Raw genomic sequence first — 26,430 nt, 5'->3', positions numbered from 1 at the left:
TTGCCCCTTTATCGTGTGCGCGTGGCCCAGGACAGCACGCAGCAGGCACCCTCCGCCGCCCCGGCACGCGCCCTGCTGCCGGCCGTCGTCCCCGCGCTGGTCGTGGGCGTGGTGACGAGCCTGGTCCTGGTGGGGGTGAGCACGGCGGCCGAGGAGCTGCAGGACGTGCTCTGGCAGGACGTGCCGGACGCCCTCGGCGTCGGCGGGTACTCCGTGCCGTGGATGTTCGTGATGCTTCTCGCCACCGGGATCGCGGTCGGGCTGGTGGTGTGGAAGGCGCCGGGACACGCGGGCCCCGACCCGGCGACCACCGGTCTCGACGCGCCCGTGCTGCCGCCCGCGGTGCTGCCGGGGCTGCTGCTGGCGACGGCGTTCGTACTGGCCGGCGGGCCGAGCCTGGGGCCCGAGAACCCGATCATCGCCGTGAACGTCTCGCTGGCGGTCTGGGCGGGGCTCAGGGCCTTCCCCCAGACCCAAGAGCGGAGCTGGGTGGCGCTGGCGGAGGCCGGGACGATCGGCGCGCTGTTCGGTACGCCGGTGGCCGCCGCACTGGTCATCTCCGAGGCGCTGGCCGGGCAGCGGATCAAGGGGCGGCTGTGGGACAGCCTCTTCGCGCCGCTGGCGGCCGCCGGGGCCGGTGCGCTCACCACCTCGCTGGTGTCGCGGCCGAGTTTCGATCTCCATCTGCCGCCGTTCGGGCGGCCCGGCTGGGGCGACCTGCTGGCGTCCCTCGTGGTGGCCCCGGTGGGCGCGCTGCTCGGCATGTGCGCCGTGTACGCCTTCCCGTACGTCCACGGGGCGTTCCGGCGGCTGCGGCATCCGATGCTGATGCTTCCCGTCGGCGGGCTGGTGCTGGGCGCCCTGGCGGCCCTGGGCGGGCATCTGACCCTGTTCAAGGGGCTCGACGAGATCGCGGAGCTGGCGCGCGACCCCGACGGCTGGTCGGCGGGCGAGTTCGCCACGATGACGGTGGTGAAGCTGGCCGCACTGCTCGTCGCCGCGTCCTGCGGCTTCCGGGGCGGGCGGATCTTCCCGGCGGTGTTCGTCGGCACCGCGCTCGGGCTGTGCGCGCACGCCCTGGTGCCCGGGGTGCAGCCGGCGGTGGGCGTGTCGGCGGCCGTGCTGGGGATCCTGCTGGCCGTCACCCGGCAGGGCTGGGTGAGCCTGTTCGTCGCCGCCGTCCTGGTCGCCTCCCCCGGGATCCTCGCCCTGCTGTGCGTCGCCTCGCTGCCGGCCTGGCTGCTGGTGACGGGGCGCCCGCTGATGCAGCTGCGGGAGGACGGCACGGCCGTGCGATGACCTTCCCCCGCCTCTCCCCGCCCCCGTCGCCCCCATCGCTCCCGTCGCCCCCATCGCTCCCGTCGCCCCCGAAATCAAGGAGACCCCCATGCCGCTCCACAAAGGCCCGCAGCACGACGAGCGCCCCGTGTCCGTCAACCCCTTCCTGGGGCCGGCCAATCCGGTCGGGGACATGACCGAGGCGCCGCCCAAGCACCGGCTGCCCGACACGCCCATGGCGCCCTCGACGGCGTACCAGCTCGTGCACGACGAGCTGATGCTGGACGGCAACGCGCGGCTGAACCTGGCCACCTTCGTCACCACCTGGATGGAGCCGGAGGCCGGCCGTCTGATGGCGGAGTGCCGGGACAAGAACATGATCGACAAGGACGAGTACCCGCGCACCGCCGAGCTGGAGCGGCGCTGTGTGGCGATGCTCGCCGACCTGTGGCACGCGCCCGATCCGGCGGCGGCCGTGGGCTGTTCGACGACCGGTTCGAGCGAGGCGTGCATGCTCGCCGGAATGGCGCTGAAGCGCCGCTGGAGCGGGCGTGCTCCCGCGCGGGGCGCCCGGCCCAACCTCGTCATGGGCGTCAACGTGCAGGTCTGCTGGGACAAGTTCTGCACCTTCTGGGAGGTGGAGCCCCGTCAGGTGCCCATGGAGGGCGAGCGGTTCCACCTCGACCCGCGGGCCGCCGCCGAGCTGTGCGACGAGAACACCATCGGGGTCGTCGGCGTACTGGGCTCCACCTTCGACGGGTCGTACGAGCCGATCGCCGACCTGTGCGCCGCGCTGGACGAGCTCCAGGAGCGCACCGGCCTCGACATCCCGGTGCACGTCGACGGGGCGTCCGGTGCGATGGTCGCGCCCTTCCTCGACGAGGACCTGGTGTGGGACTTCCGCCTCCCGCGCGTGGCGTCCATCAACACCTCGGGGCACAAGTACGGGCTGGTGTACCCGGGTGTCGGCTGGGCGCTGTGGCGGGACGCGGACGCACTGCCCGAGGAACTGGTCTTCCGGGTCAACTACCTGGGCGGCGACATGCCGACCTTCGCGCTGAACTTCTCCCGGCCGGGCGCGCAGGTCGTGGCGCAGTACTACACGTTCCTGCGGCTCGGCCGGGAGGGCTACCGCGCGGTGCAGCAGGCCGCGCGGGACGTCGCGCGGGGGCTCGCGGAACGGATCGGAGCGCTCGGCGACTTCCGGCTGCTCACGCGGGGCGACCAGCTCCCGGTGTTCGCGTTCACGACCGCCGACGACGTGACGGCGTACGACGTCTTCGACGTGTCCCGGCGGATGCGGGAGAGCGGCTGGCTGGTGCCCGCGTACACCTTCCCGGCGAACCGCCAGGACCTCTCCGTACTCCGCGTGGTGTGCCGCAACGGCTTCTCCGAGGACCTCGCGGACGTGTTCGCCGAGGACCTGACCCGGCTGCTGCCGGGACTGCGCCGGCAGCCGCGTCCCCTCACCCACGACAGGAACGCGGCCACCGGCTTCCATCACTAGCGGCTGAGCCGCGAGAACCGGCGCACCGCCGGCGGGAAGAACACCGCCAGCAGCGCCAGCGGCCATACGACGGCGGCCCACACGTGCCCCGGTTCGCCGCCGGGGCCGCCGAACAGGTCGCGCACGGCCGTGGCGGTCTGGGACAGGAGTCGGTCAGGGCGTCCGGCGCCGGTACCCCCGTGTCCCCCGTGGGAGCTACTCGGACCTGTCCACTCAGGGGCGATTCGGAGACGTCACCGCCCTCATAGCGTTCTCGGCAGGTCGCGGAAGGCACGCGGACGATGCCATACGGAGGTCACCATGAGCACGACGCACACCACGTCCCCCCAGCCCACACGCCAAAAGGGTGGCCGCTTCCTCCAGTCTCCCCTCGGCTGGATGCTGACCGGGATAGTGGGTGTGGGCCTGGTGTCCAGCCTGGTCTCGGTGGGTGGGGTGGTCGCCGTCGTGGGTGCGGTCGTGGCGGTTGTCGTCTACTGGGCGGTCATGCGCTACGTCGCCCGGCGGGACGTACCGGAGATCGCGAAGTCGGGGGCCGTGACACGGACGTTGTCCGGTGCCGTGATCGGCTTCGGGCTCATCAGCGTGTCGATGCTCACGCTCCTCACCGAATTCTCGTTCGACGAACGGCCCGGTAACGGCCTGTCGATCGTGGCGAGCATGGCCGCGATACAGGTCGGCGCCGCCGTGACCGAGGAACTGCTCTTCCGCGGCCTCGCCCTCCAGGCGCTGGAGAAGATGTGCGGCAGCTGGGCGGCTCTGGCGATCACCGCGGCACTGTTCGGCGGACTGCACGCGGCCAACCCGGGCGCCACGCTGTGGAGCTCGACCGCGATCGCCATCGAGGCCGGCGTCCTCCTCGGTGCCGCGTTCCTGTGGAAGCGCAGCATCTGGTTCGTCGTGGGCCTGCACTTCGCCTGGAACACCGCCCTGGGCCTGATCGGCATCCCCGTCTCCGGCCACGCCTCGGAGGGCCTGATGACCACCACTCCGACCGGCCCCGACCTGGTGACCGGCGGAGAGTTCGGCCTGGAGGCGTCGATCGTGCCCGTCATCGTCAGCGTGCTGCTCGCGATCCCCATGCTCATCGCCGCCCACCGGCGCGGCAACCTGGTACCCATGCGCCGCGGGCACCGCTGACACCCTGTGCCCGCCGACCATGAGATCTGGCCCCCGCTCACCCTACGAGCGGGGGCTGGATCCTCGACAACCCTCCGCGTTGGACAACGGAGGCCAGGGCGGACGCGTGGCCGTGAGTCAGCGGGTGGTCAGGAGGGGAAGCCGCCGCTCCTGATCGCCGTGACGAACGTCGACCAGGCGGACGCCGGAACGATCACGGCGGGTCCGTGGGGGTTCTTCGAGTCGCGTACGGGGACGCCAGAGGGAAAGTGGTCCAACACCTCGACACAGCTGCCCTGGTCGGGCCCGCTGTACGACGATTTGCGCCAACCGGTCGCTATGGACGCGTCCGGGATGCTGTGCTCAGTCATGGTGTCCGTAGTCCTTCGCTGTCGCTCTCATGAGGGCCAGTGACTCACGCTGAGGCAGGGCATCACCCAGCGCAAGATCGTAAGTGTCCCGGAACCGCTCGACCATCGCCGGGGAATCATGCACCACGCCCGTGTGCAAACCCTCGACGTAGGCCACCGGCGGCTGGTCTTCGAACCCCATGAGGGTCAGCATGTTCTGCAGCAGTGGGTGGGCACCCAGGCCGAAGGGCATCACGTGCACACGAACGCGATTCGCCTCGGCCAAGCGAACAACGTGCATGATCTGCTCCGCCATAACTTCCGCCCCACCAACCGGCCGACGCAGTATGGCCTCGTCCAGCAGGGCCCACACTACGGGCGTCACCGGATCTGCCAGGATCTCCGCCCGCTCCAGCCGTGTGACAACGGCCCTGTCACATTCCTCTTCCCCCAGAGGAGGGAAGGCAACGCCCAGAACCGCACGCATGTACCTTTCCGTTTGAAGGATGCCTGGCACATAGGACAGAGCGAACTCACGGATCATCGTGGCTTGCTGCTCGAACGCTCGCGCCGCTTCGAAGTGGTCGGCGACCGCGCGATCGTTCTGTGGCAGGAAACTGCTCAGCACATTCCCCGTGCCCAGCGCGTTGTCCAGCCGCCGCGCGTCCTCCTTCGACGGCACCCGGCGGCCCGCCTCGATGTGCGCGATGTGCGTTCGAGTCATGACCGCCGCCTCGGCCAGTTGCTGCTGCGTCAGCCCCGCCGCCTCGCGCTGCTCCTTGAGCCACTCGCCGTAGTTGGTGCCCACGAGATCAACTCCTCTGTGACAAATGCTCTGTCACGCCGAACCCTCTGGCGAGCCTAATACGGGCCGTTTCACTCTGTATGTCGATCGCTACAGAACGCGACGTCGACCACGGAGTCACACCATGCTCGGCCTCATCGCCCGTCTCCTCGAACCGCTGCTCAGCCTCGTCTCCCCCGGTACCGGACGACGCCGGCTCGACGCACGGGACGGATACGACCCCCCGCCCCCGCCCACCGAGGGCCCCGCCCCACACCGGTTCGGCGCGCGCCCCCTTCGCGGCGAGGACCACAGCCTCGTACGCCCCTACGTCATCGCGCACGAGCGCCGAGAACGGGAACGGGAACGGCGCCGACAAGCCCGGCGCCGTTCCCTGCTGATCGCCCCTCAGGGCATCCATCTGCCCCCGCACCCGACGCACTGCCTGGGACTGACCGCATGACACACCACGCCCTCACCCCCGCCCGTCTCCTGCCCTGGACCGGCCCCGAAGGCAAGCCCTGCTACCTCCTGACCGACGGCAGCGGACGCCTCTCCCGGGCCGCCGACATCGCCGAGGGCGTCCAGCTCGACATGGCCGCCGACCTGCTCGCCCATCTCGCCGACATGCTCCACGACGAGGAGCACGTGAGCGCCGTCCAGCTCCGCTACCTGCTGGCCCGCATGGGCGAGGCCCTGACCGACGTGTGCCGCATCGCGGAGAGCAGGGGCGCCCGCCTGTGCGTGTACGCGGACCTCGACGCCGGTACGGGTCCGGACGGCTGAAGCCCCGCCCTCACCGGCTGAGCCGCGCGAACCGTCGTACCGCCAGCGGGAAGAACACCGCCAGCAGCGCCAGCGGCCATACGACGGCGGCCCACACGTGCCCCGGTTCGCCGCCGGGGCCGCCGAACAGGTCGCGCACGGCCGTGGCGGTCTGGGACAGGGGGTTCCACTGGACGACCGTGCCCAGCCAGTCGGGCATGGACCCGGGGGCGGCGAAGGCGTTGGACAGGAAGCCGACCGGCCAGACCAGGATCTGCACGGCCTGCACCAGTTCCGGCTTCCCGGCGACCAGCGCCAGGTGGATGCCGATCCACAGCATCGCGAACCGGAACAGCAGCAGCAGTCCCACGGCGCCCAGGAAGCCCGCCGGGCCGCCCTGCGCGCGCCAGCCGAGCGCGGCGGCGACGGCGAGGAGCACCGCCAGGCCGAGCGCCGACTGGAGCATGTCCGCGGCGGAACGGCCCACCAGGACCGCGCCGTTGGCCATGGGCATGGAGCGGAAGCGGTCGATGACACCCTTGTTCAGGTCCTGGGTGACGGCGACCATCGTGCCCTCCAGGCCGAAGGCCATGGTGAGCGCGAGCATGCCGGGCACCAGGAAGTCGAGGTACTCGCCGCTCACGCCCCGGCCGCCGCCGACCAGGTAGCCGAACATCAGCAGCAGCATCACCGGGAAGACCAGGTTCACCACCACCGCGACCGGCTGCCGCCCCCAGCGGGCGAGTTCGCGGCGGGTCATGGTCCAGGAGTCGGTCAGGGCGTACGTCGTGGTGGTCACGCGGCCTCCTTCGCTCGGTCGTCGTGCCCGGTCAGCCGCAGGAACACCTCGTCGAGCGTGGGCCTGCGCAGGGCGATGTCCTCGGCCTCGACACCGGCCTCCTCCAGCGCGCGGACGACCCCGGCCAGGGCCGCCATGCGGTCGGTGACCGGGGCGCTGAGCAGCCGCCGGTCGGTGTCCACCGTGATCGCGTCCTTCGGTACGGGGAGCAGGGCGACGGCCGTGCCCAGTTGCCCGGCGTCGCGCAGGACGACGTCGATGCGGTCGCCGCCGATGGCCGCCTTGAGCTCGTCCGCCGTGCCGTCGGCGACGACCCGGCCGGCGTCCACCAGGGAGATGCGGTCGGCGAGCTGGTCGGCCTCCTCCAGGTACTGGGTGGTGAGCAGGACCGTCGTACCGCCTCCGACCAGGGAGCGGACCGATTCCCACACCTCCGCGCGGCCGCGCGGGTCGAGGCCCGTGGTCGGTTCGTCCAGGAAGAGCACCTCCGGTTCGGTGATCAGGGAGGCGGCGAGGTCCAGGCGGCGGCGCATGCCGCCGCTGTACTGCTTGACCGCCTTGTGTCCGGTGCCGGAGAGCTCGAAGCGCTCCAGGAGTTCACCGGCACGCGCGCGTGCGCGTCGCGCGCCCAGGTGGTGCAGGCGGCCGAACAGCTCCAGGTTCTGCCGGCCGCCGAGTTCCTCGTCGAGCGCCGCGTGCTGGCCGAGCAGGCCGATGCGCAGCCGTACGGCGTACGCCTCGCGCACGACGTCGTGTCCCGCCACCTCGATCCGGCCCGCGTCGGGCCGCAGCAGGGTGGCCAGGATCCTCACCAGGGTGGTCTTGCCCGCGCCGTTCGGACCGAGCACCCCGTGCACCGTGCCGCGCGCGACCGTCAGGTCGAGCCCGTCCAGTGCGGGGCCACCGCTGCCGCCCCTGTATGTCTTGCGTGCTTCCTCGACGGTGATCGCCGCGTCGGACACTCGAATCCCCTCGCTAGTCAAAGTTGACTACCAGCCTGGACCGTATACCCGAACCCCTCTCTGGTCAAACTTGATTAGTCGTCGTCCCCGGGATGCCGCTTCCCCGTCCCGTACGGGTTCTCCTCGCCCTCGGCCAGAACTCCGACGAACGGCTCGCCCTCACCGGCGAAGGTGTAGGCGCCGCCCCGGATGCGCTCGATGAGGGAGCGGGTCCACTCGGCGCCGGTGTCGGCGGAGTGGACCCAGAAGTCCATGATCTCCCCGATGTGGCCGAGCTGACCGGGGCCGTCCTCGGGCGTGTAGTACTCGGTGACGGCCTTGCGCCACTCCCCGATCGCACGCATCCGCTGCTCGAGCAGCGCGAGGGCCTCCGCGCGCTCCAGGTCGACCATCAGGCCGAGCCCCGCCGAGAGCACGTCCGGCTTCTGGTCGTAGGAGGTCAGGGCCTCCCGCAGCAGCCGGAAGTACTCCTCGGCGCCCTGCTCGGTGATCTCGTACTCCGTGCGCGGCGGGCCACCGGCCGTGGACGGCGCGATCTCGTGCGCGTGCAGCAGCCCCTGCTTCGCCATCTGCTTCAGCGCGTGGTAGATCGAGCCGGGCTTGGCGTTGGACCACTCGTGCGCGCCCCAGTACTCCAGGTCGTTGCGCACCTGGTACCCGTGGGCCCGCCCGTGCTGGCGCACCGCGCCGAGCACCAGGAGACGGATCACTGACATGTGCCCAGCGTAGGACCCCCGGGAGCGGTCCCGGGGGCTGCCCTGCCCGCTCGGAGCCCGCTCAGAACGGGAAGCCGCTCCGGCCGTGCTGCACCGAGATCCACTTCACCGTGGTGAAGGCGTCCAGCATGGTGTCGCCGTTCAGCCGGCCGATGCCCGAGTGCTTCTCGCCGCCGAAGGGGACGATCGGCTCGTCGTGCACGGTGCCGTCGTTCACGTGGAACATGCCGGTGTCGATCTGCTTGGCGAAGTTCACGCCGCGCTCGACGTCACCGGTGTGCACGGCGCCGCTCAGGCCGTACGGGGTGTCGTTGACGATGCGTACGGCCTCCTCCTCGCCGTCGAACGGGACGAGGAAGGCGACGGGCCCGAAGACCTCCTGCCGCAGCAGGGGCGAGTCCGCGGGCAGGCCGGTGAGGACGGACGGCCCGACCAGGTTGTCGGTGCGGTCGCCGCGCACCAGGGCGGTGGCGCCCTCGGCGAGCGCCTGCTCGACCACGCCGGACAGGGCGTCCGCCTGACGGGAGTTGATCACCGGGCCGATGACCGTCTCCGGGTCGCGCGGGTCGCCGGCCTTGAGGGAGCTGACCTTGGCGACGAACTTCTCGGTGAACTCGTCGGCGACCGACCGGTCGACCAGGACGCGGTTGGCGGCCATGCAGACCTGGCCCTGATGGACGTACCGGCTGAAGACGGCCGCGTCGACGGCGTAGTCGAGGTCGGCGTCGTCGAGGACCACCAGCGCGCTGTTGCCGCCGAGTTCGAGGACCGAGCGCTTGAAGAGGGATGCGCAGACGGTGGCCACGTGGCGGCCGACCGCGTCCGAGCCGGTGAAGGAGATGACCTTCGGTACCGGGTGCTCCAGGAAGGCGTCGCCGATCTCCGCGATGTCGGTGATGACGACGTTGAGCAGGCCGCCGGGCAGGCCCGCGTCCTCGAAGATCTTCGCGACCAGGGAGCCGCCGACGACCGGCGTGTTCTGGTGCGGCTTGAGCACCACGCCGTTGCCGAGCGCGAGCGCGGGGGCGACCGACTTGAGGGAGAGCAGGAAGGGGAAGTTGAAGGGGCTGATCACGCCCACGACGCCCACGGGCACGCGGTAGACGCGGTTCTCCTTGCCGTCCACCGGTGAGGGGATGATCCGGCCCTCGGGGCGCAGCGCCAGGTGGACCGCCTCGCGCAGGAACTCCTTGGCGAGGTGCAGTTCGAAGGCGGCCTTCAGGCGTGTGCCGCCGAGTTCGGCGACGATCGCCTCGGAGATCTCCTCCTCGCGCTCCTCGACGAGCCTGAGCGCCTTCTCGAACACCGCGCGGCGGGCGTACGGATTGGTCGCCGCCCACTGCTTCTGCGCGCGGGCGGCCGCCCGGTACGCCTGATCGACCTCGTCGACCGTGGCTATCGTGATCGACGCGAGCTTCTCGTCGTCGTACGGGTTGAAGTCGATGATGTCCCAGGAGCCGGTGCCCGGGCGCCACTCACCGTCGATGTACTGCTGAGCCAGGTCGGTGAAGTACGACGACATGTGATCCCTCAATCCCTTGCTGCGTCGTTGCATCAGCGGAGCACTGATCGACCGCGAGGCCTGATCGGACGTCATCGTACTTGTGTTTCATGTGAGTTGAGGGTGACCTCAGGACATGTGCAGCAGCCCCCGCAGAAGGTCCCGGCTCTCCGCCGGACCCGGGCCGTCGTGCTGGAGCTCCTTGAGCGCCTTCTCGTACTGGGCCACGTCCTCGGCCTTGTCGAGATACAGCGCGCTGGTGAGCTGCTCCAGGTACACGACGTCCGACAGGTCGGACTCGGGGAAGCTGAGGATGGTGAACGCGCCCGACTCGCCGGAGTGCCCGCCGAGGCTGAACGGCATGACCTGCAGCCGGACGTTGGCCCGCTCGGAGACGTCGATGAGGTGCTGGAGCTGGCCGCGCATCACCGCGCGGTCGCCGTACGGCCGGCGCAGGGCGGCCTCGTCGAGGACGACGTGGAACTCGGGGGCGTTCTCCGAGACCAGGTACTTCTGCCGCTCCAGGCGCAGCGTCACCCGCCGCTCGACGTCCTCCTCGCTCGCCCCCTTCATGCCGCGGCGCACCACCGCGCGGGCGTACTCCTCGGTCTGCAGCAGGCCGTGCACGAACTGCACCTCGTACGCCCGGATCAGCGAGGCGGCGCCCTCCAGGCCCACGTACGTGGGGAACCAGCTCGGCAGCACGTCCGAATAACTGTGCCACCAGCCCGCCACATTGGCCTCCTTGGCGAGGGAGACCAGCGACAGGCGCTCCTGCTCGTCCGTGATGCCGTACAGCGTCAGCAGGTCCTCGACATCCCTGGTCTTGAAGCTCACCCGGCCCAACTCCATCCGGCTGATCTTCGATTCGGAGGCGCGGATCGAATAACCCGCCGCCTCGCGCGTGATCCCCCGCGCCTCACGCAGTCGCCGCAGTTGTGATCCGAGCAGCATGCGCCGCACCACCGATCCCGGCTCTCCCGCGCTCACGTTCGCCAGCCTCCCCAACGTCTCCAGGGCCCGCAGTCTGCCACTAAAACACTTCGAGCAGTACTCGTCCGGTTACGGAAACGGAATCCGGCCGAGGATACCGATCGGGAAGGAGCACGGAACGGGCACGGAAGGAGAAGGAAGGAGCCACGAGGAGGCAAGGGAACAGCCGGAAGACGACAGGAAGATGACGGAAAAATTGGCCAACAAACCAGTACGGCAGGGAGGATTTCGGTCACCTGCACGTGCATCTGCCCTTGCATCTGCTGTACGCATCCGAAACCATGGTCTCCGCACCACCGCAGCCTCGCTACGACCGCGAATTCCCGGGAGTGCCTCGCATGGGGACGAATGGATCGACCATGCTCGAGCCGTTACGGCAGGGCCTTCCGCCGCTGAACCCCGCGGCCGCCTCCGACGCCTCCTCCTGCGCCCTCCCCGCCCGCTACGAAGCGGTCCGTGAGGCCCGGCAGTTCACCCGCAAGACCCTCGACCAGTGGGACCTGGGCGACCGCTTCGACGACGTATGCCTGGTCGTCTCCGAGTTGGTCACCAACGCCCTGCGGCACGGCCTGCCGGTCGACACCCCTCGGTCGGCGGCGCCGGACCTGCCGGTACGACTGCATCTGATGCGGTGGACCGAGCGGCTGGTGTGCGCGGTGCGCGACCCCAGCGACGACAGCCCCGTCGCCCGCGAGTCGGACGACTTCTCCGCCGAGTCGGGCCGGGGGCTGTTCCTGGTCGAGTCCTTCAGCGACGGCTGGGGCTGGCACCCGATGGCCGGCGCGCTCGGCGGCAAGGTGGTCTGGGCCCTGTTCCGGCTGCCGCGCCCCGCCGACCGTCCCCGTCCCGGCAGATGACGGACCGCGGCGCTTCGGGGCGCCGCGGTTCTACGCGCGTTGGCGCCTCCTGAGCAACTCCGGTCCATTCCGGTCCGTTGGTCCGCTCCGGTCTGTTGCTCCACTCCGGTCCGTTGGTCCACTCCGGTCCGTTGCTCCACTCCGGACCGCTCCGGTCTCCTTCGGAGCGGACCGGGGGTGCGCCGTCCGTCCCGGCAGGCCGGTCAGCCGGCGACCAGGTGGTCGAACTCGCCGTCCTTCACGCCCAGCAGCATGGCCTCGATCTCCGCCCGGGTGTAGACGAGCGCGGGCCCGTCGGGGAAACGGGAGTTGCGCACGGCCACCTCTCCGCCGGGCAGCCGGGCGAACTCCACGCAGGAACCCTGCGAGTTGCTGTGCCGGCTCTTCTGCCAGGCCACACCGTCCAGCCCGGTGGCCGCCATGCCGTTGTACACGCCGGGCGCGTCGGCACCGTCGTACACGTCACCGTCGTACACGTCGTGGTCCACAGGTCGCTCCCCGCTGGTGCACTGGCTGGTGTGGCCATTGATGCAGTGGTCAACTGACCGGGATCATAGCTTTGTTCATGTGCTGATGCATGAGCAGATGCACGTGCACGCGGGGTGTCCCTGCGATTACAGCCTTGACGGTCGCGCCATGCCCGCTTTGACGGACGCTTTACCGAACCCCGCTTCCTAAGAGACGCACGCGGGGGCCTTTCTGTTCCATCGTGTTCCCTTGTGTGTTCTCCGCATTCCCCGCGCCGGTCCGCCCGTCCGTCGTGGACATGCTGTGCGAGGTGTGTCACGGAGGCTGGTGGGGTGCCGGGCGGGTCCTGTTAGCTGGCGGCGGTCGTCCGGCCGACGGGGCCGGCCACAGCCAGGGGGTCGCAGTGACTTCGGAGGCTTCGATGACGTACTCGTCCGCATCGCCGTCATCGCGCGGGTCGCGCTCCCGGCGCGCACGGGTCGCGGTGGCGGCCGTGGGACTGGCCGGCGCGCTCGCGCTGACCGCGTGCGGCGGGGACGGCTCCGACGACTCGGACGACTCCGCGACCGGCCCCACCCCGTCCGCCACGGCGACCGCGGACTCCGGCGGCGGCACCGGGGGTTCTGATACGAGCACGGCCCCGGCGAGCGAGCTGGAAGGAAGCTGGCTCACCACGGCCGACGGCAAGGCCGTGGTCCTGATGGTCAGCGGCGGGGACGCCGCCCTCTTCACCACCGGCGGCAGCGTGTGCAGTGGCACCGCGCGGGAGCAGGCCGGGACCCACTCGATCCGCCTGAAGTGCGGTGAGGGCACCGAGGACCGGGCGAACGGCACGGTCGACTCCGTCGGCGAGGACTCCCTGAAGGTCACCTGGGAGAGCGCCCTCGGCACCGAGACGTACACCAGGGCCGAGGGCGACTCCCTCCCGACGGGGCTGCCGACGGAGGGACTGGGCTCCTAGGGCCGGTCCGCGGGGCGGACCGGTGGCGGGTGCGTGATGATGACCGGTGGGCACCTCCACGAACCCCAGAGGATCACTCATGCGCACCACGCCGCTCGCCGTCCCCGCCGCCCTCACCGCACTCCTCCTGCTGGCCGCCTGCGACACCGGGGGCGGCGACGAGGGCGGCGACGGCAAGCGGGAGAGCGCCGCCTGCTCGGTCGACACGGTGAGCATGGAGGTCGGGCCCGCGAGCATCGCGCCGGCCGCCGGGGACACCGGCGAGGTTCCCGTCGGCTTCACCAACCAGAGCGCCACCTGCACCCTGGACGGCTTCCCCGAGGTGCGGCTGGCCGGTGCCGGTGATTCCGCCACCGTCGAGGTGCCGCCGGCCGAGGGCGCCAAGGCCCAGAAGCTGACCCTGGCCAAGGGCGAGTCCGCGTCCTTCACCCTCACCTACGAACGCGGCACGCCCGGCGACGGCGCCTTCGACGCGGAGAGCCTGCGGGTCGACCTCTCCGGCACCCGGACCTTCCGCTGGACGTACGGCCCGGTCGCGGCCGACGGGCAGACCGGCCACAAGATCTCCGTGAGCGCCTACCAGCAGGTGGGCGACTAGAACTCCCGGGGAAGGTGCGGGCGTGCCCTGACCTGGGCGTCGTCCGCCGCGCGGGCGCCCTCCTCCCAGCCCGCCGCGTCGCTCACCCCGCGCAGCCGGGTGGTCGTCGTCTCCGGGAACAGGCGGTCCGTCCGCTCGGTGACCGCCACCGCGCGGGAGGCGAGCACCGGGAGCAGGTCGTCGCTCACCTGGGTCTCGGCGACGGCCGCGAGACGTGTCCCCACGCGGTGCGCGTAGGCGGCGAGGAAGGACTGTCGGAAGGTCTTGGTCCGCTTGCGTCCGCCCGCGCGCTGCGCGGCCTCCGCCCTGGTCATCGCGGTGGTGGCCTGTACGAGCAGTGAGGTGTAGAGGAGTTCCACCGCCTCCAGGTCGGAGGAGAAGCCGACCACGGTGGAGAAGCCGAGCGGTTCGTTCCACACGGCCCGGCAGTGGTTCGCGCCGGCGACCGCGTCCAGCAGCACCGCCTTGGCCTGCTCGTACGGCGGCTCCACCCCGATCCGGCAGGCACCCGGCGCCTGGGCCGAGGGCTCCCGCGCGGCGAGCAGCGCCTCGTCGACGCTGTGCCGCGCCATCAGCTCCTGCGCCTTGGCGCTGAGCGCCTCCGCCTCGTCCGGGAACCCTGTCGCCTCCGCCTTGGCCAGCAGCGCGCGGATGCGGCCGAGCACACGGGACTCCGGCCGCCGGTCCGACGGGTCGGGGGCGGCGGCCGTCTCGTCGAGGGGTTCGAGGGCGGGCAGGCGCAGCAGCAGGCGGTACAGCTCCAGGACGGCCACGGCGTACGAGAAACGGTCACCGCGCGGGGCGTCGTCCGTTCCGATCTCGTCCAGCTGGGCCTTCCAGCGAGGTCCGCGCGGCCGGTCGTCGCGCAGTGCCTGCGCGCGGATCAGCGCGGAGACGAGCCGCACGTGGACGTCGTCCAGCTCGCGCCGGACGATCCGTACGAGGTCGGCGGGCTGCCAGCCGCGCCGCCAGGCGGTCGCCACGAACTCCTCGCCGCGCCGGGCGAGTTCGGTGTCGGCCGCCGGATCGGCGGCGAGCAGGGACGCGCCGGTGTCGAGGGCGGTGTCGTCGGTGTCGTAGAGGGCGGCCCGGAAGGCCCGGTCGACGGTGCTGGACGTACTCACGGGCCGATCGTGCCATGTCCCGGGGATTCACCCGGAAGTGTCAACTTCGGGTTGACACCCCCCGACTGTCAACCTACGGTTGACACATGACGACGAACCCCGCCATCAAGTCATCCGTACGTCTCGACGACCTCATCGCGGCCATCAAGAAGGTCCACGAGGAGCCCCTGGAACAGCTCCAGGACGCGGTGCTCGCCGGTGAGCACCTCGGCGACGTGGCCGACCACCTGATCGGCCACTTCGTGGACCAGGCCCGGCGTTCGGGCGCCTCCTGGACGGACATCGGCAAGAGCATGGGCGTCACCCGGCAGGCGGCCCAGAAGCGCTTCGTACCGAAGGAGGGCAACGACCTCGACCCCAGCCAGGGCTTCGACCGCTACACGCCCCGTGCCCGCAACACGGTCATGGCCGCCCACAACGAGGCCCAGGCCGCGCACAACGCGGAGCTCCTGCCCGCCCACCTGGTCCTGGGTCTGCTGGCCGAGCCTCAGGGGCTCGCCGTGAAGGCGATCACCGAGCAGGGCGTCACGGTGGACGCGGTCCGCGAGGCCGCCCGCGCGGCGCTCGCGCCGGCCGCCGAGGACGCCCCCGAACTGGTGCCGTTCGACCCGGCGGCCAAGAAGGTCCTGGAACTCACCTTCCGCGAGGCCCTCCGCCTCGGCCACAACTACATCGGCACCGAGCACATCCTGCTCGCCCTGCTGGAGCACGAGAACGGCGAGGGCCTCCTCAGCGGCCTCGGCGTCACCAAGGACGCCACCGAGCGGTACGTCGTCGAGACGCTGGCGCAGTACGTCGAGACCCGGACGGAGGACGAGCCCGGCCAGGAAGGCTGATCGGGGGCGTTGTCAGACCCCCCTGCCACACTCGCAGCATGGCCGACCGGTGGGCACTCGCTCCGGCCGAGGACGGTGGCGTGGACGTCGCCCCCCTCGGTCCGGACGGGCTGCCCGCCGGTCCGGTGCTGCGGGAGGCGGACCCCGCCGAGGCCGTACGGAGCCGTCCCGGTGTCACGCGGTGGGTGTGGCGGTCCACCGCGGAGGTCTACCCGCGCCTGCTCGCCACGGGGGTGCGAGTGGAGCGGGCCTACGACATCGAGGCCGCCGAGACACTCCTGCTCGGCCACGAGGGGCGGTACGGGGAACCCCGTTCGGCCGCGGCGGCGCTGGCCCGGCTGCGCGGCGGCCCCGTACCGCCCGACCCGCCGCAGCGCCATGCCGAACCGGGCGCCCAGTCCTCCCTCTTCGAACCCCAGGGCGTCCGACTGCCCCTGACGGACCTCCTCACGGTCTACGCCGAGCAGCAGCGGCGGACCGGCCGGGCCGCGCACCCGGACCGGATGCGGCTGCTGACGGCCGCCGAGTCGGCGGGAATGCTGGTGGCCGCCGAGATGAACCGCGCGGGACTGCCCTGGCGGGCGGACGTGCACCGCGCGGTGCTGCACGACCTGCTCGGCGAGCGGTACGCGGGCGGCGGCGAGCCACGCCGGCTCGCCGAGCTGGCCGACGAGGTGTCCGCCGCCTTCGGCCGCCGGGTCCGGCCCGACCTGCCCGCCGATGTGGTGAAGGCCTTCGCGCAGGCCGGCGTCAAGGTCACCTCGACCCGCCGCTGGGAGATCGAGTCCGTCGACCATCCGGCCGTCAAACCGCTGCTCGAGTACAAGAAGCTGTACCGGATCTGGGTCGCCCACGGCTGGTCCTGGCTCCAGGACTGGGTGCGCGACGGCCGCTTCCGGCCCGAGTTCCTCGCGGGCGGGACGGTGACCGGCCGCTGGGTCACCAACGGCGGGGGCGCCCTGCAGATCCCCAAGGTGATCCGCCGTGCGGCCGTCGCCGACCCCGGCTGGCGGCTCGTCGTCGCCGACGCCGACCAGATGGAGCCGCGCGTACTGGCGGCGATCTCCCGCGACCCCGGACTGATGGAGGTGGCCGGCCGGAAGAGCGACCTGTACCAGTCGGTGTCCGACCGCGCCTTCTCCGGCGACCGCTCGCAAGCCAAGCTCGCCGTCCTCGGCGCGGTCTACGGCCAGACCTCCGGCGACGGCCTGAAGAACCTCGCCGCGCTCCGCCGCCGCTTCCCCAGGGCGGTGGCCTACGTCGACGAGGCCGCCCGCGCGGGCGAGGAGGGCAGGCTCGTACGGACCTGGCTGGGCCGCACCTGCCCGCCGGCCGCCCGTACGACGGACGACGCGGTGGAGGAGGCGGGCATCCCGGTCGCGGAGGAGGATGCCACCGATGGAGGCCGCCCCTGGGTTCCGGGCTATGCCTCGACCAACGCCCGCGCCCGTGGCCGCTTCGCCCGCAACTTCGTCGTCCAGGGCAGCGCCGCCGACTGGGCCCTGCTGCTGCTCGCCGCACTGCGGCAGACCCTGAGCGGCATGGCGGCCGAGCTGGTCTTCTTCCAGCACGACGAGGTGATCGTGCACTGTCCCGAGGAGGAGGCGGAGACGGTGGTGGCGGCGATCCGAGGGGCCGCGGACCTGGCCGGCCGGCTGACCTTCGGGGAGACACCGGTGCGGTTCCCGTTCACGACGGCGGTGGTGGAGTGCTACGCCGACGCCAAATGACCGGATCGCCGGCCGGCCCCCTCGTCGTACTGCCCGTCGGGTCAGACGACCGGTGGCCGTCCGAGCCGGGTGAGCCGCCACACCGTCCGCCAGCTCATGGCCCGCCGCTCCCCGGCCGGCTCCCGCAGCCCTTCCACGAACCCGCCGAACCAGGCCCGCAGCCCACTGGCCGACCGGTTCCGCACCAGGGTGAGCATCATCCACACCCCGAGGTGGACGGGGACGAGCACGAGCGGGAGCCGCCGCCGGGCCAGCCACACCCGGTTGCGGGCGTTCACCCGGTAGTAGATGGCGTGCCGGGCGGGGGAGGTCTTCGGGTGCTGGAGCAGCAGTTCGGGCGCGTAGAGGATCCGCCACCCGGCGTCGACGGCCCGCCAGGCGAGGTCGGTCTCCTCGTGCGCGAAGAAGAACGCGGCGGGCCAGTCGCCGATACCGTCCAGCATCACCATCCGCAGCGCGTGCCCGCCGCCGAGGAACCCGGTGACGTACCCACCGCGCATCGGATCCGACTTCCCGACCCGTGGCACATGCCGCTGCTGGGTCTCCCCCAGCTCGTCGGCGATCCGGAAGCCGACGATCCCAAGCCGCTCGTCGGCGGCGTACAACTCCCCTACGCGGCGCAGCACATCGGCGTCGACGAGCAGCCCGTCGTCGTCCAGCTCGACGACGACGTCCACGTCCCCGAACTCCCGCAGCCGCGCGATCGCCGCGTTCCGCCCGCCGGGACAGCCGAGGTTCTCCTCCAGTTCCACGGTGGTGACCTCGCCGGGGAGCGACAGCCGCCGGGCGAACTCGGGCAGCGGGCAGCCGTTGCCCACGATGACGATCCGCGCGGGCGGGAGGTCCTGCTTCGCCACGGACTCCAGCAACGCGTCCACCTCAGCGGGCCGGTTCCCCATGGTCACCACGGCGACGGCGATCCTCGGCGTCTCCATGTCCTCACCTCACCATCCCGGCCGACGACTGCGTTCGCGATGCTAGCCGTTCATGCCATGGCCTCCCGCGGTAGGCCGGGCGGTGACATTGTTCAGGAGGGCTTGACCACGGAGACGACGGACCAGCGCAGCGCGCTCGACCCCGAGCCGCACCGCACCACCTGGAGCCTGGCGTCGTTCCCGGCGGAACCGCCGCCGGCCACGCTCATGCACAGATCGCTCGCGGCGTTGCGGATCCAGTAACCCCCCGACCGCGGGTCCAGCCACCAGAGCTGGTTGTCCGCGGCCGGCCTGCAGTGGTACTCGGTGACCTTGGTCCCGGCCGCGACACTGCCGTAGTCGGGCAGGTCCATGCACATCCCGTCCTTGCGGTTCCTGATGACGAACAGGCTCGCTCCGCCGGGCCCCCCGTCCGCGTCGGCCACCTCCAGGTCCCAGAGCTGGTTGTCCTTGGTGGTGGGCCGGCAGTTGTACTGGCTCACCGGGCCGTCGACCGAACCCTTCTCGAAGTAGGGCAGATCGGCGCACTTGCCGGTCGCGACGTTCTTGAGTTGCGCGTTGACGCGGGTGGAGAGGGCGTTGGCCAGTTGCCGGGCGGTGATCGCGGGGGACTTCTCCGCCTTCGGTTTCCCGGCCTCGCCGTCGGCCTTCTTCTCGGTGCCGGACGAGGGCGCGGCCTTCACCTCGGCCGCACGGGACGGCGAAGGCTCGAACTCGGACTTGGGCTCGGACTCGGCCGGTGAGCCGGACGCGGACTTGGCTCCGCTCGGCGACACCGAGGGTGACGGGGGCGCGGCCTGGTAGTCGGCGGCCGGGATGTCGTCGGACGTACCGGGGTCGAGCGTCGTTCCGCCGACGGGAGCCGTCTCGACCGTCCGGTCCTCTTCACGGGTGAGGCCGAGCACCAGGAGAGGTACGCAGATCAGCACCGCCCCGACGATGGCGGCCGCGGCCACCATGGGCCCGCGCAGCCGCCCCGGCACCGTCGCGTCCGCATCCGCGTCCGCGTTCCCGTCCGCTTTCGCACTGTCGCCGTTCCCGGCCGCGACCACACCGGCCGCGGCCTCGGCTTCCGCTCCGTCGGGCTCCGCCGCCTGCCGCTGCTGCTGTTCCTGCTCCTGTTTCTGTTTCTGCTCCTGCTGCCGTCCCTCCTCGGCAGCGGCGGCGGCCGGCTCGGCAGCGGAGCCGGAGGCAGGAACGGGCTCAGGGCTGCGCGGTCTCAGATCCGCGCCGGGATCATTACCCGGCGCGGGCACGGAAACCGCACGGCGGACGGCCACGGCCGGCGTCGCCTCGCCGGCCGGAGGTTCGTGCTGACGTGGCATAAACGCTGCTCCTCACTCATGACATCCCACCCGGCCCCGTCGATCACAGGCACCTACCAAGGGCTCGAAACTCACGCAACCCACTCTGGATCACGGTTGGTTGCGTCCGAACCTCGATCGGGTGAACGTAGGACGACACAGGCCGGCGAGCACGCCGTACTCACGGGTCAGGCTTCGGGCCGCGACGCCGACAGCCGTACCGACACGGCGGCTCGGCGGCTCGGCGGCTCGGCGGCTCGGCGGCTCGGCGGCTCGGCGTGGCAACGCTCCAGGCGGCGGACCGAGACGGCCACAGCCACCGGCAGGAAACAAAAAACCGCAGGTCATAAACATGACCTGCGGTTCGAGATGGAGCCGCCTTCGGGATTCGAACCCGAGACCTACGCATTACGAGTGCGTTGCTCTGGCCATCTGAGCTAAGGCGGCGCGCTGCGCACCTATGGTGCGATCAGCAACGTCGGTAAGTCTACACAGTTTCCGAGGGTGCTTCGTACCGGCCCCGGAGGCGGGCCGGAGCGTACGCCTCCGGGGGTGGTCGTACCGGCTATGAGCAGCGCTTTCCGTCCTTCGGCGGGGTGCCGTCGAGCAGGTAGGTGTTGATCGCGGAGTCGATGCAGGCGCTGCCCCGGCCGTAGGCGGTGTGGCCGTCGCCCTCGTAGGTGAGGAGGCGGGCCGAGGAGAGCTGGCCGGCCAGGGCCTCGGCCCAGCGGTACGGGGTGGCCGGGTCCCGGGTGGTGCCGACGACGACGATCGGGGCCGCGCCCTTCGCCTCGATGCGCTGGGCCTCGCCCGTGGCCCGTACCGGCCAGTACGCGCAGTTCAGTGAGGCCCAGGCGAGGCCCTCGCCGAACACCGGGGACGCCTTCTCGAAGGCGGGGAGCGCCTTGCGCACCTCGTCCGGGGAGTCGAAGGCGGGCGGGAGGTCGAGGCAGTTCACGGCCGCGTTGGCGAACATCAGGTTGCTGTAGTCGCCGTTCGCGTCACGTTCGTAGTAGCTGTCGGAGAGGAGGAGGAGTCCGGCGCCGTCGTTCTCCTTCATCGCGGCCGTCAGCGCCTCGCGCAGTTGCTGCCAGGCGCCCTCGTCGTACATCGCGGCGATCACGCCGATCGTCGCGAGCGACTCGGTGAGCCTGCGGCCGTCGGCGTCGCCGGTGGGGATCGGACGGGCGTCGAGCTTCCCGAAGAACGCCTTGAGGTTCTCGCCGACCTGCTCGGGGGCGGTGCCCCGGCCGCCGAGCGGGCAGTCGCCCTGCCGCACGCAGTCCTCGGCGAAGGCGGTGAACGCCGTGTCGAAGCCCTCCGTCTGTTCCAGGTTGAGCCGGCGCGCGGGCAGCGAGGGGTCCATCGCGCCGTCCAGGACGAGCCGGCCCGCCCGGTCCGGGAACAGGCCGGCGTAGGTCGCGCCGAGGAAGGTGCCGTACGAGGCGCCGACGTAGTTCAGCTTCTCGTCGCCCAGCGCGGCCCGGACGATGTCCATGTCCCGGGCCGCCTCGACGGTGGACACATGGCGCAGCAGCTTCGGCGCGTCCGCCCCGCAGCCCTCGGCGAACTTCCTGTACGACGCGACCAGCGCGCCGGTCTCCTTCGCGTCGTCCGGGGTGATGTCCGTCCGGGTGAACGCGTCCATCCCGGTCCCGTCCAGGCACTCGACGGGTTCGCTGCGGGCGACGCCCCGCGGGTCGACGGCCACCATGTCGTAACGGGCGCGCACGTCGGCCGGGTAGCCGATCCCGGCGTACGCCTGGACGTAGCCGACCGCCGAGCCGCCCGGGCCGCCGGGGTTCACCAGCAGTGAGCCCAGCCGCTTTCCCGGGCCGGTGGCCTTCTTGCGGGTGAGGGCGAGGCGCACGTCACCGGCCGCCGGTTCGGCGTAGTCGAGCGGGACCTTCAGCGTGGCGCACTGGAAACCGGGGACTCCGCAGTCGCGCCAGGCCGGTTTCTGCCCGTAGTACGGCGTGAGGGCCTTGGGTGTGGAGCGGGGCAGAGGGGCGAGGGCTGCCGCCGCCTCCCCCGCCGCCGCCGCACTGGCCGTGCTCGGGCTGTTCCCCGAGGAGCAGCCCGAGACCAGCAGCGCGGCGGCGGCGAGCAGAGCGACTCCGGTTCCGGTACGGGTCCCGCGGTGGGTGCGCCTTGTGTGCATACTGCGAGCGTAACCGTGTGCAACGGAATGGGTGCTCAGTGCGCACGCCGTGCCTCGTACGAGTTACCGCGTCGAGCCACTGAGCGGATGCCCCCGGTCAGCCCGCTCTGAGGGCCATCGTCATCGCCTCCACCGCGAGCAGCGGGGCCACATTGCGGTCCAGGGCCCTGCCGCACGCCGCGATCGCCTCGATGCGGCGGAGCGTGGACTCCGGGGAGCTGCCGCGGGCCATGCGCTCCAGTACGTCCTCGGCGTCACCGTTGGCGAGGGCGACGCGGGAGCCGAGCTGGAGGGCGAGGACGTCGCGGTAGAAGCCGGTCAGGTCGCTCAGCGCGATGTCGAGGGTGTTGCGCTGCGTGCGCCGTCTGCGGCGTTTCTGATCGTCCTCGAGCTCCTTGATCACGCCTGCCGTGCCGCGCGGCAGCCGGCCACCCTGGGGCGCGCCCAACGCCGCTTTCAGTTCCTCGGTCTCCTTGGCCTCCATCTCCTCGGCGAGCTGCTTGGCGTCCTCGGCCGCCACGTCGACCAACTCCTGGGCCGCCTTGAGCGCGCCACCGATGTCCTCGACCCGCAGCGGCAGCTTCAGCACGGAGGCACGGCGTGCGCGGGCGGCCGGGTCGGTGGCCAGGCGGCGGGCACGGTCGACGTCGCCCTGGGTGGCGCGGGCCACGGCGGCGGCGACGTCCGGCTCGACGCCCTCACGCCGGACGAGCATGTCGGCGACGGCTGCCACCGACGGCGTGCTCAGGTTGAGGTGACGGCAGCGGGAGCGGATCGTCGGCAGGACGTCCTCGATCGAGGGGGCGCACAGCAGCCAGACAGTGCGGGGGGCGGGCTCCTCGACGGCCTTGAGGACGGCGTTGCCGGACTTCTCGTTCAGCCGCTCGGCCTCCTCGACGAGGATGATCTGCCAGCGACCGTTCGCGGGTGAGGTGAACGACTTGCGGACGGTCTCCTTCATGTGCTTGTAGAGGATCTCCGCGCCCATGGCGACCACCGTGCTGACGTCCGCGTGGGTGCCGATGAGCGCCGTGTGGCATCCGTCGCAGAAGCCACAGCCGGGCGCGCCGCCCAGTGCCCGGTCGGGGCTCACGCACTGCAGCGCTGCGGCGAAAGCCCGCGCCGTCTGTGTCACTCCCGCGCCGGGCGGGCCCGTGAACAGCCAGGCGTGCGTCATCCTCGACGCCTCCGGCGGGGGCGCGTCGGCCGCCGCGGCGGTGACGAGCGCGTCGGCGTCGCGGGCGGCGCCGTCGAGCCGCTCGCTCACCCGCTCCTGCCCGACGAGGTCGTCCCACACGGTCATGGGTCAGCCCGTCCTTCCGTCACGTCTGCCTTACCGGATCCATTGTGCGGGTGGGCACTGACAACGCCCGCACCTGCGGACCGGCCGGTCAGCGCCGGCGCCCCCGGCGGCCGTCCTCGTCGCCGTCCTCGCCGTCGCGGGGGCCCAGCAGCTCGTCGGCCAGCGTCGGCAGGTCGTCCAGCGGGGTCTCCTCGGCCCAGTCCGAACGCTGCCGGCGCCGACGGGGCTCCCCGGGGTCGATCTGGGGCAGTTCGCGCGTGCGGTCGTCGGGCCCGTCGGCGTCCTCGGGGCCGCTCGCCGGACGCTCGTCCCGGAAGTAGCCCGGCGGCACCCGGTCCTCGGACCCCCTCCCGTCCTCCCGCACCGGAGGCAGCACCGCCGTCTCGTCCGCCGCGCCCGGCGGAACCGGCGGCTTCGGCAGCTCGGCCGTCACCTCGGCGTCGGACACCCCGGACCGACCGCCGGACCGCTGCCCGGCGTCCTCCTCGGGCACCCGGGGCAGCACGGCGGTCTCGTCGACCGGCCCGCCCGACGCGTTCGTCGGCGTCACCACCGGCGTCGGCACGGTCGCCGCTTCGTCAACCGCTCGCCGGCCCGCGGCATCGGGGACGACCGTCGTCTTCGGTCCCGCCTCCGCCGCGGCCGCCGCCTGCTCGGCCAGCCTCCGGGCCTGCTCCGCGCGCAGCAGCGCCTCCTCGGCCTTGCGCTGCTTCTCCAGACGCAGCGCCTCGGCCTCGGCGCGCAGCCGCGCCTCCTCCTCGGCCTGCTTGCGGCGGCGTTCCTCCTCCGCCTTGCGGCGGGCCTCCTCCTCAGCGCGCGCCTTCTCCTCGGCGAGCAACCGCTGCCGCTCCTCCTCCGCGCGCCGGCGTGCTTCCTCGGCCCGCTGCCGGGCCTCCTCCGCCTGCCGTTCCGCCTCGCGCCGCTGAGCCTCCTCCAGCTCGCGCCGCTTGCGCTCCTCCTCCTCGGCGCGCAGCCGCGCGAGCTGCTCCTCGCGCTCGCGCTCCAGGCGCTCCTCCTCGGCCTTGCGGGCCGCCTCTTCCTCCGCCTTCCGGCGGGCCTCCTCCTCGGCCTTGCGGCGTGCTTCCTCGCGGGCCTGGATCTCGGCCTCGGACAGTGGCAGCACCTGGTCGAGCCGGTGCCGGATCACGGTGGTGACCGCCTCCGGTTCCTGGCCGGCGTCGACCACCAGGTAGCGGCCGGGGTCGGCCGCGGCCAGGGTGAGGAAACCGGCCCGCACGCGCGCGTGGAACTCGGCGGGCTCCGACTCCAGCCGGTCCGGTGCCTCGGTGAAGCGTTCCCGCGCGGTCTCCGGGGCCACGTCCAGCAGCACCGTCAGATTCGGGACCAGACCGTCGGTCGCCCAGCGGTTGATGCGGGCGATCTCGGTCGGCGACAGATCGCGCCCGGCGCCCTGGTAGGCGACGGAGGAGTCGATGTACCGGTCGGTGATGACGACGGCGCCGCGCTCCAGGGCGGGCCGTACGACGGTGTCGATGTGCTCCGCGCGGTCCGCGGCGTACAGCAGTGCCTCCGCGCGGTGCGAGAGTCCGGCGCTGGAGACGTCCAGCAGGATGGAGCGCAGCCGCTTGCCGACCGGGGTCGCCCCGGGTTCGCGGGTGAGTACGACCTCGTGGCCCTTGGCCCTGATCCACTCGGCGAGGGCTTCGGCCTGGGTGGACTTCCCGGCGCCGTCGCCGCCCTCCAGGGCGATGAAGAAGCCGGAGGCGGCGGGCGTCTGGTCCGGGTCGGCGCCGCCGAGCAGCGCGTCGCGCAGGTCCTGCCGCAGCGGGACGCCGGAGCGGTCGTCGACCTTGGCCAGCACCAGCGCGGCCACCGGCAGCAGCAGTGCGCCGACCAGCATCAGCGTGAAGGCGGCGCCGCCGTGCGCGAAGACGAACCGGCCGGTCTCCAGCCGGTGCGGCCCGATGGCCGCGGCGACCAGCGGGGCGATCACCGCGCCGAGCGCCACGAAGACCCGGACCACCGCGTGCAGGTGCTCGGTCGTACGGGCCCGCCGCTGGTCCTCGGCCTCCTGGTCGAGGAGCGTGTGCCCGGTGTTGGCGGCGAGTCCCGCGCCGACACCGGCCAGCGCCATGATCAGCACCACGCTGGTGACGTCAGGGACGAGTCCGGCGGCCAGCAGCGCGACGCCCGTGAAGGCGAGGGCGAGCGCGAGCAGCCGGCGCCGGGACAGGGCCGGCAGCAGGGCGGGCGCCGTACGGATGCCGACGACGACACCGCCGGTCAGCGCGCCCACCAGCAGGCCGTACAGCACGGGTCCGCCGCCCAGGTCCTTGGCGTGCAGCACCGACACGGCGACGGCGGCCGACACGGCGGCGGCGACGGACGCGGACGCGAGCACCAGCAGCGGCATCGCGCCGGTGCGGCCCTTGTCGGAGCCGGTGGCGCTCTTCGGGCGGCGCAGTCCCTCCAGCGGCGACCGCGCGCGGGGGGTGCGGGTGCCGGGCAGTTCCAGGAAGGTCAGGACGGACAGCGACGCGGCGAACAGTCCGGCCGCGACGTACGAGGCGAGGGCCGCCCGGTGTTCGCCGAACCAGTCGATCCCGGTGCCGAGCAGGTTGTTGAACAGGGCCGCGACGACGAGTGTGACGGCCGCGAGCGGTATCGCCACGAAGCCCGTGCGCAGCGACAGCCGGCGCAGCGCGTCCATGTGGTCGGGCAGCGGGCGCACGGTCGCGCCCTCCGGGGGCGGGGCGGGCAGCAGGGCGGGCGCGGCGCTCTCCCGGCACACCGTCCAGAACCGCTCGGCGACTCCGGTCACGAAGGCGGTGACGAGGAGCACGGCCAGCGCGTCCTCGGGCGTCCAGTCGATCCACAGCGGCGCCACGATGAGCAGCGCGGCCCGCAGGCCGTCCGCGCCGACCATGGTCCAGCGGCGGTCCAGCGGCCCGTCCTGCGAGGTGAGCGACGTGAGCGGGCCGAGGAGTACGGCGCCGAACAGCAGCGTCGCCAGGATGCGTACCCCGAAAACGGTCGCCACTGCGAACGCCACGCCCCGGTAGCCGCCACCGAAGGACCCCTCGGCGACCGCCGCCTGCAGGGCCAGGAGGACCAGCACCAGGAGGGCGAGGACGTCACCGACCCCGCCCACGAGCTGCGCGCTCCACAGCCGTTTCAGCTGGGGTCGGCGCAGCAGGGCGCGGACGGCACGCTCGCGGGAGTCCGCGACAAGGGCGTCGTCGGGGTTCGGTCGAGGGGCCGTTGGCTGCTCGGCTCGCGTCATGCGTTCAGCCTATCGGCCCGCGCCGACAGCTCGGCGCGACGCGCCTGACATGCACACGCCCCGACTCCGAAGTGTCGTCGGGGCGTTCGCATTCCGAACGCCGGGCGAAGACCGCCCGGCGTGACCGGAGAAGAG

General features: G+C 72.1%; 24 protein-coding genes, 1 tRNA gene and 1 pseudogene. 10 read left to right on the top strand and 16 right to left on the bottom strand.

Annotation, left to right across the window (positions count from 1 at the left end; genetic code table 11):
- The first annotated feature begins 21 nt into the window (after nucleotides 1-21).
- Together AMK33_RS33245 and AMK33_RS33240 are read left to right on the top strand one after the other, a co-directional pair.
- Nucleotides 22-1,299 (top strand): ion channel protein, encoded by a 1,278-nt coding sequence (locus tag AMK33_RS33245; RefSeq protein WP_073936796.1) that lies wholly within the window; start codon nucleotides 22-24, stop codon nucleotides 1,297-1,299.
- 88 nt (nucleotides 1,300-1,387) lie between these two features.
- Nucleotides 1,388-2,785, top strand: a complete 1,398-nt coding sequence (locus AMK33_RS33240) for a glutamate decarboxylase (protein ID WP_073936722.1) — start codon at nucleotides 1,388-1,390, stop codon at nucleotides 2,783-2,785.
- Here the strand turns inward: AMK33_RS33240 and AMK33_RS33235 are convergent.
- Nucleotides 2,782-2,931 (bottom strand): annotated as a pseudogene (locus AMK33_RS33235) (ABC transporter permease); the annotation flags it as partial. The gene AMK33_RS33240 and the pseudogene AMK33_RS33235 sit on opposite strands and share 4 nt — an antisense overlap.
- A gap of 154 nt (nucleotides 2,932-3,085) precedes the next feature.
- Between AMK33_RS33235 and AMK33_RS33230 the strand changes: the two are divergent.
- Nucleotides 3,086-3,925 carry a CPBP family intramembrane glutamic endopeptidase gene (locus AMK33_RS33230; protein ID WP_073936721.1) on the top strand — a complete coding sequence of 280 codons (840 nt, stop codon included), beginning with the start codon at nucleotides 3,086-3,088 and terminating at the stop codon, nucleotides 3,923-3,925.
- A gap of 128 nt (nucleotides 3,926-4,053) precedes the next feature.
- Here AMK33_RS33230 and AMK33_RS33225 read toward each other — a convergent pair whose 3' ends face one another.
- Both AMK33_RS33225 and AMK33_RS33220 read right to left on the bottom strand, forming a co-directional pair.
- Nucleotides 4,054-4,275 (bottom strand): DUF397 domain-containing protein, encoded by a 222-nt coding sequence (locus AMK33_RS33225; RefSeq protein WP_073936720.1) that lies wholly within the window; start codon nucleotides 4,273-4,275, stop codon nucleotides 4,054-4,056.
- Nucleotides 4,268-5,062: a helix-turn-helix domain-containing protein gene (locus AMK33_RS33220; RefSeq protein ID WP_073936719.1), complete on the bottom strand. Its 795-nt coding sequence runs from the start codon at nucleotides 5,060-5,062 to the stop codon at nucleotides 4,268-4,270. Before AMK33_RS33220 ends, AMK33_RS33225 begins: the two co-directional genes overlap by 8 nt.
- A 121-nt stretch (nucleotides 5,063-5,183) precedes the next feature.
- On the opposite strand from AMK33_RS33220, the gene AMK33_RS33215 reads away from it, so the two are divergent.
- Entirely contained in the window at nucleotides 5,184-5,501 is a 318-nt protein-coding gene (locus tag AMK33_RS33215) for a hypothetical protein (RefSeq protein WP_073936718.1), read from the top strand.
- On the top strand, nucleotides 5,498-5,824 hold the full coding sequence (locus tag AMK33_RS33210; protein WP_073936717.1) for a hypothetical protein: 327 nt from the start codon (nucleotides 5,498-5,500) through the stop codon (nucleotides 5,822-5,824). The genes AMK33_RS33215 and AMK33_RS33210 overlap by 4 nt, the downstream gene beginning before the upstream one ends.
- Nucleotides 5,825-5,834: 10 nt before the next feature.
- Here AMK33_RS33210 and AMK33_RS33205 read toward each other — a convergent pair whose 3' ends face one another.
- The 5 genes from AMK33_RS33205 to AMK33_RS33185 all read right to left on the bottom strand — a co-directional run bounded on the left by AMK33_RS33205 (nucleotide 5,835) and on the right by AMK33_RS33185 (nucleotide 10,735).
- Complete coding sequence (locus AMK33_RS33205; RefSeq protein ID WP_073936795.1) at nucleotides 5,835-6,563, bottom strand: ABC transporter permease; 729 nt, start codon at nucleotides 6,561-6,563, stop codon at nucleotides 5,835-5,837.
- Nucleotides 6,564-6,598: 35 nt separating this feature from the next.
- The gene (locus AMK33_RS33200; protein WP_073936716.1) at nucleotides 6,599-7,564 is read right to left on the bottom strand and encodes an ATP-binding cassette domain-containing protein; all 966 of its coding nucleotides are present in this window, start codon (nucleotides 7,562-7,564) and stop codon (nucleotides 6,599-6,601) included.
- A 74-nt stretch (nucleotides 7,565-7,638) separates the two neighbouring features.
- Entirely contained in the window at nucleotides 7,639-8,280 is a 642-nt protein-coding gene (locus AMK33_RS33195) for a PadR family transcriptional regulator (RefSeq protein WP_073936715.1), read from the bottom strand.
- Between the two features lie 61 nt (nucleotides 8,281-8,341).
- On the bottom strand, nucleotides 8,342-9,802 hold the full coding sequence (locus AMK33_RS33190) for an aldehyde dehydrogenase family protein (RefSeq protein WP_073936714.1): 1,461 nt from the start codon (nucleotides 9,800-9,802) through the stop codon (nucleotides 8,342-8,344).
- 108 nt (nucleotides 9,803-9,910) lie between these two features.
- On the bottom strand, nucleotides 9,911-10,735 hold the full coding sequence (locus AMK33_RS33185) for a helix-turn-helix domain-containing protein (protein WP_073936794.1): 825 nt from the start codon (nucleotides 10,733-10,735) through the stop codon (nucleotides 9,911-9,913).
- A 398-nt stretch (nucleotides 10,736-11,133) separates the two neighbouring features.
- Between AMK33_RS33185 and AMK33_RS33180 the strand changes: the two genes are divergently transcribed.
- A complete protein-coding gene (locus AMK33_RS33180) occupies nucleotides 11,134-11,631 on the top strand; it encodes an ATP-binding protein (RefSeq protein WP_235618267.1) in 498 nt (165 codons plus the stop codon).
- Between the two features lie 203 nt (nucleotides 11,632-11,834).
- Here AMK33_RS33180 and AMK33_RS33170 read toward each other — a convergent pair whose 3' ends face one another.
- Nucleotides 11,835-12,119: a DUF397 domain-containing protein gene (locus AMK33_RS33170; RefSeq protein WP_030863328.1), complete on the bottom strand. Its 285-nt coding sequence runs from the start codon at nucleotides 12,117-12,119 to the stop codon at nucleotides 11,835-11,837.
- Nucleotides 12,120-12,520: 401 nt separating this feature from the next.
- On the opposite strand from AMK33_RS33170, the gene AMK33_RS33165 reads away from it, so the two are divergent.
- Nucleotides 12,521-13,060 carry a hypothetical protein gene (locus AMK33_RS33165; protein ID WP_073936711.1) on the top strand — a complete coding sequence of 180 codons (540 nt, stop codon included), beginning with the start codon at nucleotides 12,521-12,523 and terminating at the stop codon, nucleotides 13,058-13,060.
- Between the two features lie 79 nt (nucleotides 13,061-13,139).
- Nucleotides 13,140-13,658, top strand: a complete 519-nt coding sequence (locus AMK33_RS33160; protein WP_073936710.1) for a DUF4232 domain-containing protein — start codon at nucleotides 13,140-13,142, stop codon at nucleotides 13,656-13,658.
- Here AMK33_RS33160 and AMK33_RS33155 read toward each other — a convergent pair.
- On the bottom strand, nucleotides 13,655-14,782 hold the full coding sequence (locus tag AMK33_RS33155; protein WP_073936709.1) for a DUF2786 domain-containing protein: 1,128 nt from the start codon (nucleotides 14,780-14,782) through the stop codon (nucleotides 13,655-13,657). The genes AMK33_RS33160 and AMK33_RS33155 overlap by 4 nt on opposite strands.
- An 86-nt stretch (nucleotides 14,783-14,868) precedes the next feature.
- On the opposite strand from AMK33_RS33155, the gene AMK33_RS33150 reads away from it, so the two are divergent.
- Both AMK33_RS33150 and AMK33_RS33145 read left to right on the top strand, forming a co-directional pair.
- Nucleotides 14,869-15,618, top strand: coding sequence for a Clp protease N-terminal domain-containing protein (locus tag AMK33_RS33150; RefSeq protein WP_073936708.1), 750 nt, complete (start codon nucleotides 14,869-14,871; stop codon nucleotides 15,616-15,618).
- Between the two features lie 38 nt (nucleotides 15,619-15,656).
- Complete coding sequence (locus AMK33_RS33145) at nucleotides 15,657-17,348, top strand: bifunctional 3'-5' exonuclease/DNA polymerase (RefSeq protein ID WP_073936707.1); 1,692 nt, start codon at nucleotides 15,657-15,659, stop codon at nucleotides 17,346-17,348.
- Nucleotides 17,349-17,389: 41 nt separating this feature from the next.
- Here AMK33_RS33145 and AMK33_RS33140 read toward each other — a convergent pair whose 3' ends face one another.
- From AMK33_RS33140 to tmk, 6 genes are all read right to left on the bottom strand, one after another.
- Nucleotides 17,390-18,283, bottom strand: coding sequence for a glycosyltransferase family 2 protein (locus AMK33_RS33140; RefSeq protein WP_073936706.1), 894 nt, complete (start codon nucleotides 18,281-18,283; stop codon nucleotides 17,390-17,392).
- 92 nt (nucleotides 18,284-18,375) lie between these two features.
- The gene (locus AMK33_RS33135; protein WP_073936705.1) at nucleotides 18,376-19,608 is read right to left on the bottom strand and encodes an RICIN domain-containing protein; all 1,233 of its coding nucleotides are present in this window, start codon (nucleotides 19,606-19,608) and stop codon (nucleotides 18,376-18,378) included.
- Nucleotides 19,609-19,957: 349 nt separating this feature from the next.
- Nucleotides 19,958-20,034: transfer RNA gene (locus AMK33_RS33130), tRNA-Thr, on the bottom strand.
- A gap of 118 nt (nucleotides 20,035-20,152) precedes the next feature.
- A complete protein-coding gene (locus tag AMK33_RS33125) occupies nucleotides 20,153-21,748 on the bottom strand; it encodes an alpha/beta hydrolase (RefSeq protein WP_073936704.1) in 1,596 nt (531 codons plus the stop codon).
- A gap of 97 nt (nucleotides 21,749-21,845) precedes the next feature.
- Nucleotides 21,846-23,051 (bottom strand): DNA polymerase III subunit delta', encoded by a 1,206-nt coding sequence (locus AMK33_RS33120; protein WP_073936703.1) that lies wholly within the window; start codon nucleotides 23,049-23,051, stop codon nucleotides 21,846-21,848.
- 88 nt (nucleotides 23,052-23,139) lie between these two features.
- Complete coding sequence (gene tmk / locus AMK33_RS33115; protein WP_073936702.1) at nucleotides 23,140-26,295, bottom strand: dTMP kinase; 3,156 nt, start codon at nucleotides 26,293-26,295, stop codon at nucleotides 23,140-23,142.
- Between the last annotated feature and the right edge of the window lie 135 nt (nucleotides 26,296-26,430).

It is taken from the genome of Streptomyces sp. CB02400, from assembly GCF_001905725.1.
Taxonomy (GTDB): domain Bacteria; phylum Actinomycetota; class Actinomycetes; order Streptomycetales; family Streptomycetaceae; genus Streptomyces; species Streptomyces atrovirens.
Note: the sequence above shows the minus strand (reverse complement) of the source record. Positions and strands in the feature narration are given on the sequence as shown.